Origin of the sequence: Marixanthomonas sp. SCSIO 43207, from assembly GCF_019904255.1 — a bacterium.
In the GTDB taxonomy this organism is placed as follows: Bacteria; Bacteroidota; Bacteroidia; order Flavobacteriales; family Flavobacteriaceae; genus Marixanthomonas.
Genome location: NZ_CP063203.1, coordinates 2612501 through 2626930 on the forward strand (window position 1 = coordinate 2612501; position 14430 = coordinate 2626930).

General features: G+C 36.7%; 7 protein-coding genes (1 of these 7 running past the window's edge). 5 read left to right on the forward strand and 2 right to left on the reverse strand.

The window, feature by feature from the left end; genetic code table 11:
• Positions 1–131, reverse strand: partial view of a DUF4294 domain-containing protein gene (locus INR76_RS12300; protein ID WP_223108258.1) — the start only. 574 nt of this gene lie to the left of the window's left edge; the window shows 131 of its 705 coding nt (coding positions 1–131); the start codon lies at positions 129–131; its stop codon lies off the left edge, out of view.
• 122 nt (positions 132–253) lie between these two features.
• Here INR76_RS12300 and INR76_RS12305 point away from each other — a divergent pair, with 122 nt between their 5' ends.
• From INR76_RS12305 to INR76_RS12325, 5 genes are all read left to right on the forward strand, one after another.
• Positions 254–1339, forward strand: coding sequence for a M42 family metallopeptidase (locus INR76_RS12305; protein ID WP_223108259.1), 1086 nt, complete (start codon positions 254–256; stop codon positions 1337–1339).
• 92 nt (positions 1340–1431) lie between these two features.
• Complete coding sequence (locus INR76_RS12310) at positions 1432–2883, forward strand: hypothetical protein (RefSeq protein ID WP_223108260.1); 1452 nt, start codon at positions 1432–1434, stop codon at positions 2881–2883.
• Between the two features lie 105 nt (positions 2884–2988).
• Positions 2989–4422 carry an MBOAT family protein gene (locus INR76_RS12315; RefSeq protein ID WP_223108261.1) on the forward strand — a complete coding sequence of 478 codons (1434 nt, stop codon included), beginning with the start codon at positions 2989–2991 and terminating at the stop codon, positions 4420–4422.
• A 76-nt stretch (positions 4423–4498) separates the two neighbouring features.
• On the forward strand, positions 4499–5362 hold the full coding sequence (locus INR76_RS12320) for a hypothetical protein (protein WP_223108262.1): 864 nt from the start codon (positions 4499–4501) through the stop codon (positions 5360–5362).
• Positions 5363–5430: 68 nt separating this feature from the next.
• Positions 5431–6711, forward strand: a complete 1281-nt coding sequence (locus INR76_RS12325; RefSeq protein WP_223108263.1) for an acyloxyacyl hydrolase — start codon at positions 5431–5433, stop codon at positions 6709–6711.
• A gap of 36 nt (positions 6712–6747) precedes the next feature.
• Here the strand turns inward: INR76_RS12325 and INR76_RS12330 are convergent, their stop codons facing one another.
• The gene (locus INR76_RS12330; RefSeq protein WP_223108264.1) at positions 6748–14286 is read right to left on the reverse strand and encodes a right-handed parallel beta-helix repeat-containing protein; all 7539 of its coding nucleotides are present in this window, start codon (positions 14284–14286) and stop codon (positions 6748–6750) included.
• Positions 14287–14430 lie beyond the last annotated feature (144 nt).

Below are 14430 nucleotides of genomic sequence, written 5' to 3' on the forward strand. Positions count from 1 at the left end.
TTTACTATATAGTAGAACTTTTCAGTAGTATCTGTTTTTTCTTCTTTATTCGGGGTTTTTACTTGTGCATATGATGCGTAGGTAAAACAAAATAAAAATATTATATAAAAAACTTTTGATATTTGATTCATATACAAGTCTTTTTGGCTACATAATAGCGAAAACTATTCCAAAATTATACATTCTGAAACGTTTGAGTTAGTATTTAATTATTAATTTTGATTGTTTAATAAACATCAGTAAAAAAAAATTTATGGCTAAATCTATTTTGAATAAAAAATCACTTTCATTTTTAAAAGACTATTTAAATAATGCAGCGCCTACAGGATATGAATGGGATGGGCAAAAATTATGGATGGACTATCTAAAACCGTATGTTGATGAGTTTATTACCGATACATACGGAAGTGCTGTAGGAGTAATTAATCCTGAAGCCAAATATAAAGTGGTTATTGAAGGTCATGCTGATGAAATTTCTTGGTATGTTAATTATATAAGTGACAATGGATTATTGTACGTAGTAAGAAATGGAGGAAGCGATCATCAAATTGCTCCTTCAAAAATTGTAAATATTCATACTAAAGATGGAATTGTAAAAGGGGTTTTTGGTTGGCCAGCTATTCACACACGAAACAAATCTAAAGAAGAAGCTCCAAAACCTGACAACATATTTATAGACGTAGGTTGTAAAGATAAAGAAGAAGTTGAAAAACTTGGTATACATGTAGGATGTGTTATTACATACCCTGATGAATTTCATATTTTAAATAAAGATAAGTTTGTTTGCCGAGCATTGGATAACAGAATGGGTGGGTTTATGATTGCCGAAGTTGCTCGTCTTTTACATGAAAATAAAAAGAAGCTACCGTTTGGTCTTTATATTACCAATTCGGTACAAGAAGAAATAGGCTTGCGAGGTGCTCAAATGATTGCTGAACGTATAAAACCAGATGCAGCCATAGTCACAGACGTTACCCACGACACTACTACCCCAATGATCAATCAAAAAAAGCAAGGACACGCAGAAATAGGTGAAGGTCCCGTAATTGCATATGCTCCTGCTGTTCAACAAAAACTTAGGGATGTGATTATAGATACAGCAGAGAAAAAGAAAATTCCATTTCAAAGAGCAGCACTTTCTAGAGCCACAGGAACCGATACAGATGCTTTTGCTTATAGCAACATGGGTGTTGCCAGTTCATTGATTTCACTTCCGTTGCGATATATGCATACTACTGTAGAGATGGTACATAGAAATGATGTAGAAAATGTGATTAAATTAATTTATGAATCGCTACTCCAATTAAAGGACGGTGACACTTTTAGTTATTTTGAGTAAATAATTTATTAATCATAGCGTAACTTACCATATATTCTAAAAATTGTATGTTTGCTATACTTTAATTAAGTAACCTCACAATAAATTTCAAAATGAAAAACATTTTTTATGCATGTATTTCTATGCTGTTTCTTTTCTCTTGCAGTGTAGATACAAATGAATTGAACGAACAAGAAGAAAATTTGACTCAAACAATTGAGAAAAATCTTAATAGAGGAATGTATTATGGAATGTTCACTACCTTAAATTCAAAATATCGAGCTAAGGTAGAGATAAACATACCAAAAGTTTTCTTGAATGACTATACTAAAGTATCAAAACAGCAAATTCCGTATGCAAGAGTAGATTTGCAAAATGGAGAAACAGTTTTTGCTAAAGCTATTGCTTTACCAGAAGAAAAAACAGCTATTTCAAATTTACTTTTTAAAGGAGAAAATATTTCATTTTTATTTTCTGTTGATAACAATGGATCAAACCCTACTATTTCTAGCGCTAAATACAAATCTTTAGATGCAGATATATTAGTTATTAAAGCAAATAGACGACCTAAAACAATCACAGGAACTTATGAGTGCTTAGATTGTGGTACCCATCCAAGTCTTGGAGAAGGTAAACAACAAACTTTTAATATTATGTTTCCTGACGGTGGGACCGGCAATGAAAATAATATTACAACGCAATTAAATCTTGGTGATAATGTATTTGTTTCAAATACAGGAAACTCTCAGTCAAATTGTGATGCTAATAACGGCAAAAATAATTGTGATATTACAGGTACATCTGTTAATGGAAATGTAACGTGGACAGGTAACCATATATATCAAGACGATGCGAGTTGTAGTAGTGTAACAGGAACTTGGGACTTTGATTCTAATTATGGACTTTTAAGCGGTACATTTGTAAGTGATGATGCAACCTGTAGACAAACTATCTTTAGTGAAGACTTTAACAGCTTTCAAGCTGCCGGCTTCACACCAAGCCCTGCAGTTGGTCAATTAGATTCCAATATTTATAAGGTAACTGGTTTTAGTGATGGCGATAGTGATTATGGAGACACAAATACATCAGGTGATTTAGCAAGAGGAAGCAGTGTTGGTGGAGTATCAGCTGGAGGGATTTATGCTTTTGAAACGTCTACAGGAGATTTTTCATTAGGTGTTCAACCTGGTGGAAGTGACTTTACACCTGGTACAATTGATATACGAGTTGAAAATAAAACCAATAGTTATTTATCTGAAATTTATTTGAATGGTGATTTATTTGTAAATAATGATCAAGAAAGAGGTAATTCAATTGATATATATTATAGTATTGACAATGTTAACTTTATACTTTTGACTGGTGGCACAAATTATGTTTCTCCTGGTCCAAGTGATGGAGATGGATTTCAGTTAGCTTTCTCCATAAATAAATTAATAGACCTTTCTTCAAACCCTATCGAGCCTTCAGAGTTTATATATTTTAGGTTAGAAAGTGATGACGTAAGCGGTAGTGGAGCACGCGATGAATTTTCAATTGATAATATTTTAGTTGAAGGTATTTAAAAAACTCTTTGCACACTCATAAAAACCCGAGACCACTCTCGGGTTTTTATTTTTTCTTATAGTGTTACTTCTTTTACTATATTTATTGCCAAATCAAATTAGCCTTTGTTATTTAACTCCTTTTTATTTGGGCTCTTTTTACCTATTGTCCTTCTCCTCTATTGGTCAATAGGCTTTAAACGTATTAAAACCCAAAACATACTTTTGCTCATCGCAAGTTATGTTTTTTATGGTTTGTGGGATTGGCGTTTTTTGCTACTTATTTTTTCAAGTTCTATAATAGATTACATTGCGGGTAACGCTATTTATGCAAATGAAAAAATATCTATTAAAAGGCTTTACTTACTATTTAGTATCGTTTGGAATCTAGGTGTTCTATTTGTATTTAAATACTACAATTTTTTTGCCGAAGGTTTTTCCAGTTTATTTCATCTAGACACACAAGGGTTTACTTATAACTCACTAGACATTTTGTTACCTGTTGGACTTAGTTTTTACACGTTTCAAACCATGAGTTATAGTATTGATGTGTATAGAAAAAGAATAAAACCCACTAAAAATCTTCTTAATTTTTTGTGCTTTGTAAGTTTTTTTCCGCAATTAGTTGCAGGACCCATTGAAAGAGCAAAATCTTTATTGCCTCAATTTTCAAAAGAGCGAACCTTTAAAAAGGCGTTACTTGTTGACGGCCTTCGGTTGATTCTTTGGGGCTTATTTATGAAAATGGTTGTTGCAGATAATGCTGCAATTGGTGTGAATTCTATTTATTCAGAATCAAATCAATATGGTAGCTTATCATTATTATATGCGACAATATTGTTCTTTTTTCAAATTTATGGAGACTTTGCAGGATATTCAAATATTGCTATAGGAACAGCAAAACTCTTTGGTTTTAAACTTAGCAAAAACTTCAACATACCATATTTATCCAGAAGTGTCGCCGAATTTTGGCAACGTTGGCACATTACACTTACCAAATGGTTTACAGATTATGTTTATGCACCACTTATAAAAAACTGGAAAACCAATTACCTTTCTAGAACCGTAGCTCTTTTTATTACTATGACACTTATTGGTTTGTGGCACGGTGCAAATTGGACATTTATTTTTTTTGGTGTTTTTCAAGCTATAACCATTTCGGTAGAACGTATACCTATTACCGTAAAAGGTCAATCGTATAATATTAATTACTTTTTAACCAAAATGCCACTAGCTGTAACTATACTTTATAGCTTTACATTAATTTTAATTTCTTGTATTTTCTTTAGAGCTGAAAATTTTGAAATGGCATTAAACATTATACACAGAATTTTTTCATGGATTCCTAGTTTAAACTTCTCTTCTGAAATTGGGCTTCGAGCTTTATTTATCCCATTATTGGTTATTATGGAAGTTTTAACTAGAAATAAAAATCACCCGTTTGAATTTCTTGAACAGAAATATAGCAGACCCATACGCTGGATTATCTATTACATATTTGTTTTTTTTATAATACGTTATGCAGGACCAAAAGAAGAGTTTATCTATTTTCAGTTTTAGTAAAAAACAACTTCGGTTTTTGCTAATGTGCGGCATTTTCTTTTTGCCCATAATAGCCCTATATATTATGGTTGAAATGAAAGTTTTAGAAATTCCAAACCGTTTTTCTGTAATACGAGATTATATTAAAAAAAACGGCGATAAAATTGAAATAGCTGTTTTTGGTTCTTCTCAAATTCAGAACGGAATTAACCCCGAATTTTTAAACAAGCTTACTATCAACCTGGGGTCATTAGGCCAACACCATAATACAGACTTTACTTTATTAAAAGGACTTAAAAACCGTTTTCCCAACTTAAAAACAGTTGTATTTGAAGCCTCTTATGGTCATTTTGAAATACCTCACAACTCAAAATATTACTGGAAAAATTCTGTGTTTTTAAAATATTACCACGTTAATACCTTTGGTAGGCCGGTTACTCCAAAAGACAGTTTGCTGTTTATTTCACATCCCGGGAAATTTTCAAAAATTATTTCAGATCATTATCTTAAAACTGCTGAAATAAATAGGGTTAACCAATACGGTTTTGATACCTTAAATTTTGAGGGTAAATACAAAAAACAAAACTATGACAGTCTTTCAATCATTAAAAAACCAATAAAAATTTATAAAAGAGAAAGCCTAGAAACTTTTCACTATAACGCAAACTATTTTTATAACATGATTGATTACTGCATTGAGCAAAAATTACAAGTAATCATTTTGAGCCCTCCTACTCAAAGTCACTATAATGTTTTAAGAAATAACTCAATTTTACAACGAAGAAATCGAGTATTAAGTCAAGTAAAAGAAACTCACAATAACATTCATTTATTAAACTTGGAAACCGATTTAAGCTTTACAATTAAAGATTTTAAAAACGAAAATCACTTAAATCCCAATGGCGCTAAAAAGCTTACTATAAAACTTGATAGCTTGATAAATACAATTGAAAAGTAAAAAATTTACGAAGCTGATTTTGGTTTAAATTTTAAAAATTAAAAGATAAGTTGTTTCTTGCATCTTTTATGAAGCAAACCTACTTTATACTTTTTTATTTAATCACCTTCAGTTTGTTAGCCCAACAAGCAGATACTCTTACAAGAAAGTCTCACTTTATTATTTCTCCAGAAGTATTAGTGGGAATAACAGCCGAAGCAAATAGCTATTTCCCTGACCATGGATTACAAACTCAAGGTATCGTTTCTTTTGGGTGGGAACACGATACCAATGCTCAAGAGTGGGCACAGCGATTAAAAGGTCCAAGGACGGGAATTTCCTTTGGATATACCAATTTTGGAAATTCAGAAAATCTAGGAAGTGCTTTTTCAATTTTACCTTTTATTGAATTCAATATATTTAAAAGTAAAAAAATAACCTTACAAGCGGCTACGGGTGCTTCTTACTTTACAAGAAAATACGATTCTATTTCAAACCCAAACAACGAAGCTGTTACAACAGATATTACTTGGTCCTTTAGATTGTTTGGTTACTATAGATTGATTTCTACACCACATATTGATTGGCGAACCAGCATAGGATACGCCCATCACTCAAACGGTCATACTCGTTTGCCTAATCAAGGATTTAATTCATTTTTAATAGGAGTTTCAGCAGATATAAAAACTCCCCAAAAACCTTTTTTATACACAAATTCGGTAACACAAAACTACCCTTCTAGCAGATACGATTATTTTGCTCTACGTTCTGGATACGGTTTACAAGTTTTAGCAAAACCATTTAATGATAAAAAACCGGTGTATGTTTTTTCTGGTGAATATGGACGCGTTTTTAACAATACCTATAAGCTAGGCGTAGGGATGTATTACCGTTTTTACCAACATTATTACGATTATATTCAAGAGAATGAATCGTTGGTTCAAGAAGGGCGTGAATTTAACTCATTTAGAGACAACCCAACTTGGAGTGCAAGTAATTTGGGCGTTTTTGCTACTGGTGAAGTGTTGTTAAATCACTTTGGAATAAACTTACAACTAGGATTAAATCTTCATAAACCGGCTTATAAAATTGATTGGCGCATCAACCAAGGGTGGTCTTATGTTCCTGCTGAAATACCTGAAAACAGTTCTATTGTCCTAGGTGAATTTGATACAAAATTTAAACTAAAAAAATTAATTTCTTCTCGTTTAGGGCTTAAATATTATTTTATTGGTACTCGTAAAGCTCCTAAAAACAATTTTTTTATTGGCGCTCATATTAATTCAAATTTAGGGCAAGCAGATTTTACTGAAATAAGTTTTGGGTATGTGCATTCTTTCAAAAAGAAAAAACCGCTTCTAACTGAATAGAAACGGTTTTTAAAACAAAATGAACTATAGCTATTATTAATTTGCTAAAATTAAACGGTGCGTTGATGTTACTCCTTCTGAAGTTACATTTATTATATAAACACCATTTGCCATTCCACGAAGGTTAAGATCTGTGGCTCCAAATGAGGTTGTAAGATTATTTACAATCTTTCCAGAACCTAATTCAATAATAGTTATTTGAACGTTACTTCCAAACGCTTGTGGAATTTCTACAGTAGCTCTACCACTAGATGGGTTTGGGTAAATTACAATTCCGTTGGCTGTATCACCTACATTCTCAATAGAAAGTAAAATATCTTGAGCTTCATAAGCTCCTATATCACGTATGTCATCAAAAACAGCTTGATCAATTTGATCATTAAATAAATCTGCAGGATCACCTCCGTTGTAAGCTAAAGAACCTTCAAGTAATTGATGAGTATTGGTAATACCGCCATTATCTTGCAACGGACCAACCATAGGATCAACTTCTTCAATATCATTCGTCTGTTCAGCAAAAGCGTTTTCATCATCTGTTCCAATTAAATTATAATCATTTGAAGTTAATACTCCTGAAACATCTTGGCCATTTGCTGCTGTATTTAAAGCTACTAAAGTATTTTTAAGAAAAACTTCCGAAGCTCCGTTAATACCTCCTCCATTTGCCAATGCTTCATTCATTGCAATTGTTGTGGCATTAATATCAAAACTGTTTCCGTTGTTGTAAACTCCACCACCAGATCCATTAGCTGAATTACCAGAAATAGTACTTACCATTACGCTCACATCACCACCAGTAGTGTTATGAATACCACCACCAGAACTAGTTGCTCCAGAAGCGATGTTATTTGAAACGGTAGACATTCTTACTTCTAGCATACCACCGTTATTAAAAATACCGGCTCCGCCATCATCCATCGCAGTACCAAAAGTGCTATTTGAGTCTATTGTAGTAGTTTCAACAACCATCATAGTTCCGCTTTGATTCCATAATCCGCCACCTTCTTGAGCAGCTTCGTTACCTGTAACAATACTTTCTGAAATAGTAATTAACCCGCTATTTCCTGATACGTGCAGACCACCACCGTTACCTGGTGCTGCGGTTCCTGCTGTTCCATTTACATCGTTGTTTGTCATTTCAGAAGAAGTGAAAGTCAAGGTACCGTCAATTAATTCAATAGCTCCACCTGCTCTATTTGCAGCATTTGAGTCTAGCGTTGCATCGGTAATTGTTACATCACCTGCGGTACTAAATACTCCACCACCTGAACCGGCAGCTCCTGTAGCCATATTATTAATAATTGATGTTCCGTTTATAATTGTAAGTGTACCTCCGTTATTAAATACACCTCCACCGCCATTATCGGCAGCAGCTCCTTCAGCAGTGTTACCATCGATGGTTGTTCCATCGATTGTCATAACTCCAGATCCATTCCAATATGCTCCACCTTCAGCAGATGCTGTGTTTCCACTTGCCATTCCGCCTGTGATGTTTGAGTCTCCAGGGCCTGTTATGTGCAATCCACCTCCATTACCCGGTGCAGATGCAGTGCTGTTGTTCATAAAGTTAACATTTTCTAAAGTCAACATATTTCCGGCAATTGAATTATCTTCAATACCTCCTCCGGCTCTCATGGAAGTGTTTCCACTTAATTCAGAATCGGTTACGGTTAACATACCTTGATTATTCAAGATTCCTCCACCGGATCCAGATGCTCCGTCAGCAACATTGTTACTTACCGTTGCATTCAATACAGATAGCGTTCCACCTTCATTGAAGATTCCACCACCACCTTGATCGGCATCGGCGCCACTTGCTGTGTTACCATCGATGGTTGTTCCGTCGATTGTCATAACTCCAGATCCATTCCAATATGCTCCACCTTCAGCAGATGCTGTGTTTCCACTTGCCATTCCGCCTGTGATGTTTGAGTCTCCAGGACCAGTTATGTGTAGTCCACCACCGTTACCCGGTGCAGACGCAGTGCTGTTGTTCATTAAATCAACATTTTCAAGTGTCAATACATTTCCAGCAACTGAATTATCTTCTATCGCACCACCAGCTCTCATTGAAGTGTTTCCACTCAATTCAGAATCGGTTACGGTAAGTGTTCCTTGATTATTCAAGATTCCTCCACCGGATCCAGATGCTCCGTCAGCAACATTGTTACTTACCGTTGCATTCAATACAGATAGCGTTCCACCTTCGTTGAAGATTCCACCACCACCTTGATCGGCATCGGCGCCACTTGCTGTATTACCATCGATGGTTGTTCCGTCGATTGTCATAACTCCAGATCCATTCCAGTAGGCTCCACCTTCAGCAGATGCTGTGTTTCCACTTGCCATTCCGCCTGTGATGTTTGAGTCTCCAGGGCCTGTTATGTGTAGTCCACCACCATTACCAGGTGCAGACGCTGTACTGTTATCCATTAAATCAACATTTTCAAGTGTCAATACATTTCCAGCAACTGAATTATCTTCTATCGCACCACCAGCTCTCATTGAAGTGTTTCCACTCAATTCAGAATCGGTTACGGTTAACATACCTTGATTATTCAAGATTCCTCCACCGGATCCAGATGCTCCGTCAGCAACATTGTTACTTACCGTTGCATTCAATACAGATAGGGTTCCACCTTCGTTGAAGATTCCACCTCCACCTTGATCGGCATCGGCTCCGCTTGCTGTGTTGCCATCGATGGTTGTTCCGTCAATTGTCATTTCTCCAGATCCATTCCAAAGACCACCACCTTCAGCAGATGCAACGTTTCCATTTACTGTTCCGTTGGTTATCATAGCAGTACCAGGACCTGTGATATGTAGTCCACCACCATTACCGGGTGCGTTTCCTACTTCATTGTTATCTAAAGTAACATTAAACAGCGTTATGCTTCCTGCAGTTACTGAAGAATTATCTTCAATTCCTCCTCCGGCTCTATTTGCCGAGTTATTAGAAATTATCGTGTTATTTACAGTTACGGACCCTCCATCTACGTTTTGAATTCCGCCACCAGAACCTGCAGTTCCATCAGCAAAATTATTTATGATTTCTGAAGAATTTTGTACTATCAATGTCCCTCCATTGTTGAAGATTCCTCCTCCACCTTGATCAGGATCATTACCACTTGCAGTATTACTTTCTATAATGGTATTATCTACTTCCATAGTACTTCCGACTTGGTTCCAAAGTCCACCACCTTCAGCAGCAGCGTCGTTAAGAGAAACCGTACCTCCAAACATTGAAACATCGGCAATACCACTAACGTGTAATCCACCACCATTTCCAGGATTGGCCATACCCGATGATCCATTTACATTATTTGAGTTTAAAGAGGTGTTTGCCATTGATAATGTACCGTCTATAATTTCGATACCTCCTCCGGCACGGTTGGCTGCATTATTATCAATACTTGCGTCAATAATATTTACAGTACCATCTGTAGTTAATATTCCTCCACCTGAACCAGAAACTCCTGTTACGGTATTACTTTGTACGGTAGTATTAACAATATTAAGATTTCCTCCATTATTAAAGATTCCACCACCACCATTATCAGCATCATCGCCTTCGGCAGTGTTAATGTTAATCATAGCATCTGTTACTGTCATCGTAGCTCCAACTTGATTCCAGAGTCCGCCACCTTCACTAGCAGCTTCGTTAGCCGAAACCATACCTCCAGTAATGGATGTCGTGGCAGCTCCACTAACGTGTAACCCACCGCCATTACCAGGGTTAGGAGATCCTGCAGTTCCGTTAACATCATTTATACTAAGTGCGGTATTATTTAAAGTTACTGATCCTTCAATAACCTCTATACCTCCACCAGCACGATTAGCACTATTTTGTGAAATTATAGCATCTGTAATAGTTACTGAACCTCCAGTACTGAAAATACCTCCACCAGAACCTGATGCTCCATTTGCCAAGTTATTATTAATATTAGTTCCTGGTAATACATCTAACGTACCTCCATTATTGAAGATTCCGCCACCTCCGTCATCGGCAGCAGCTCCACTAGCTATATTATTTGTTATAGGTGTTCCATCAACGGTCATTGTTCCAGTCCCATTCCATAGTCCACCACCTTCAAGTGCAGCAACATTACTGTCTACTGAACCTCCAATTAGCGTAGCATTTGCAGCACCGCTTATGTGTAATCCACCACCATTACCTGGGGCAGCTGTTGCGGGAGCAACTCCTGCATTATTAGTGTCCAAGGTAACATTGGTAAGCATTACTGAACCGTCAATCAATTCAATACCGCCACCAGCTCTATTAGCTTGGTTATCGGTTATGATTACATCTGTAAGTGTTACATCTCCAGCAGTACTAAATATACCGCCACCAGAACCAGAAGTTCCGTCAGCTATATTATTTGTTATTTCTGTGCCTGCTAAAACATCTAACGTACCTCCATTATTAAATACTCCACCACCACCATTGGTAGCGTCATTTCCGGAAGCAACGTTATTTGTAATTGGTGTTGCATCAATAGTCATCGTTCCAGATCCATTCCAAAGACCACCACCTTCAGCAGCAGCTACATTATTATCGACTGTTCCGCCTAAAATATTAGCATCGGCAGCACCTGAAATATGAAGTCCACCACCGTTTCCAGGAGCAGCAACTGCAGGAGAAATACCTGCGTTATTATTATCCAATGTTGAATTGGTAAGCATTAATGAACCGTCAATTAATTCAATACCACCACCAGCTCTATTGGCTCGGTTTTCAGTAATTGTAACTCCGTCAAGTACTACGTCTCCATTTGTACTAAAAAGACCACCACCAGAACCTGCGGCTCCATCTGCGATATTTCTAGTAATTACGGTTCCGCTTGCTACATTAAGTGTACCTCCATTATTGAAGATTCCACCACCACCATTGTCAGCAGCAGTACCCGAAGCTATATTTTGATCTATAAATGTATCACCATAGAAAGTTCCGCCTTCTATATTCATTGTACCTCCATTATTCCAAAGTCCACCACCTTCTGAAGCAGCTTCGTTTAAGAAAACAATTCCACTTATGGTTACAGTTGCAGAGTTACCTGTTACGTGCAATCCGCCACCGTTTCCTGGATTTGCAGTTCCTCCGGTAAGATTACCGGTCACATAATTCTGAATAATTGAAATATCAATAAGGTTTGCTGTACCATCAATAATTTCAATAGCTCCACCTGCTCTATTCGCTCCATTTGAGTTTAGGAAAATAGTATTGGTATTAAGCGTTCCTCCGGTACTTAAAATAGCCCCACCAGAACCTGATGTTCCTGTAGCTATGTTACTAAATATATCTGCAAAAGAATCAATATTCATAGTTCCTCCATCATTAAATAATGCTCCACCACCTTGATCTGGATCGTTACCAGTGGCTTCATTATTATCCATTTGTGTATCAAAACCAGTTATTGTCATCGTTCCGGGTCCATTCCAAAGACCTCCACCTTCTACTGCTGTATTGTTTTGCACCAGACAGTTGGTGAATGTAGAATCTCCTGCTCCACTAATATGAAAAGCTCCTCCGTTTCCGGGAGCTGTTACTCCTGTAGCAGTATTGTTAGTAAATGTTACATTATTAAACTCAAACAAATCTCCTGCATTTGATCGTACTTCAATACCACCACCAGCTCTAACTGCTGTATTTCCAGATATTGTAAGACCATCTACATTTAATGAGCCCATATTGGTTAAAATTCCACCACCAGAACCTGCCGTTCCAGTTGCTGAATTACCATCTATAGTTGAAGTACCATTTACAATCAATGTTCCCATTTCATTATAAACACCACCACCACCTTGTTCGGCAAGGTCACCTGTAGCTTCATTGTTAGAAACTTCTGTATCTGTTACAGTCATCGTTCCAGATCCATTCCAAAGTCCACCGCCTTCTACAGCAGTATTATTTATTACAGAACTATTCATTATTGTAATATCACCGGGGCCACTTATATGAAAGCCACCTCCATTTCCTGGAGCTGCTGTTGCAATAAAGTTACCATCTAAAGTTATTCCTGAAAAAACATATGTTTCTCCTCCAGCTGATGCAATTTCAATTGCTCCACCTGCACGGTTTGCTGTATTTCCAGTGAATGTTACATCGTCAACTGTCAATGTTCCGGGTGTGGCGTTTAAAATTGCTCCACCAGAACCTGAAGGTCCATCTGCAATATTATTACTTAATACATTTCCTGGTTGTACTTCTAATGTACCTCCATTGTTGTAAATAGCTCCACCACCATCACCGCTAGCGATATTATCGTTAAAGTTTGGTGTAGGTGAGTTTGTAACGGTCATTGTACTTCCGGCTTGGTTCCATAGACCTCCACCTTGGTTTGCAGCAACATTAGCCTGAATATTACCACCATTTATAATAACGGTCGCTACATTAGATACGTGAATACCACCACCATTACCAGGTGCGGCAACTGCTGGTGCAACTCCTGCATTATTCTGGTTTAATGACACGTCGGTAAGTGTAAGCGATCCATCAACTATTTCAATTCCTCCACCTGCGCGGTTTGCTCTGTTTAAGTTTACTGTTGTACCAGGGTCTGTAATTTCAACAGTTCCAGCTGTACTAAAAATACCACCACCAGAACCTGAAGCTCCAGAAGCTATATTATTTGTTATTGTTGTTTGGGTATTTACTAAAAGTGTTCCTCCATTATTGAAGATACCACCACCACCGTCATCGGCAGCAGCTCCTTGTGCTTCGTTGTTATCAATTGTACAGTTAGACACGGTCATAGTTCCTAATCCATTCCATAAAGCTCCTCCTTCTAGTGCAGCTACGTTATTTGTGAATGTTGAACCTGTAATTGTTGCATCTGCACTCCCTGTAATATGCAAAGATCCTCCGTTTCCGGGAGGACCTACAGCTGAATTTCCATCAAAGTTTGAATCTGTTATTGTAATAAGATCTGGCGAATTCACTTCAATCGCACCACCGGCACGATTGGTTGTGTTGTTTGTAAATTCAGAATTTATAACCGTCAATGTCCCGCTAGAGGCTTGCCCAATAGCTCCACCGCTACTAGACATAGCATTTGTTGCATTGTTTCCGTCAAAAAAACTTCCTGAAACAGTTAAATTTGAATCTTGAGATCCTAGCGCTCCAGCACCATTAACTCCATTTGTTGAATTGTTTATAAACGAACAATCTACAATGGCTGCATTGGTTACGTTTTGAATTCCAACTGCTCCGCCATCAACAGATGCGTTTGCATTTTGAAATGTTATTCCTTCAATAGTTAAATTTGAAATACTACTAGCACCTATAAGTCTAGCTGTACCATTACTACTTCCGTCGATAATAGTATTACCTATACCGTTACCCGTTATAGTAAGATCATCATTAACAACTATCTGACCTGAGGTAAGTGTAATTGTGTAGTTTGCATCAAACGTGATCACATCTGGACCAGCTGTTGCATTAGCGTCAATAACCGCCTGTCTTAAAGATCCAGGACCGGCATCATTATTATTTGTAACTACTTGCCCAAAAGACAATGCCGTTACAAATAACATAGAAACTAGTAATAAATAGTTTCGAGTAATTGTTTTTGTCATAGAGTATTTTTATTTGGTTATTATTATGAGATTCCAAGTTTTTTGGATTCATATATACTCTATGTACGAGGATGTGTAAATTGCGGTTTGCTAAAGAAGTGTTAAATTTTATGAATTATTTTAAACAAAACAGGTTAAAACATA

Coding starts and splice junctions, on each gene's coding strand:
- INR76_RS12305 (WP_223108259.1), top strand. CDS start 254: ATGGCTAAATCTATTTTGAATAAAAAATCACTTTCATTTTTAAAAGAC.
- INR76_RS12310 (WP_223108260.1), top strand. CDS start 1,432: ATGAAAAACATTTTTTATGCATGTATTTCTATGCTGTTTCTTTTCTCT.
- INR76_RS12320 (WP_223108262.1), top strand. CDS start 4,499: ATGAAAGTTTTAGAAATTCCAAACCGTTTTTCTGTAATACGAGATTAT.
- INR76_RS12325 (WP_223108263.1), top strand. CDS start 5,431: ATGAAGCAAACCTACTTTATACTTTTTTATTTAATCACCTTCAGTTTG.
- INR76_RS12330 (WP_223108264.1), bottom strand. CDS start 14,286: ATGACAAAAACAATTACTCGAAACTATTTATTACTAGTTTCTATGTTA.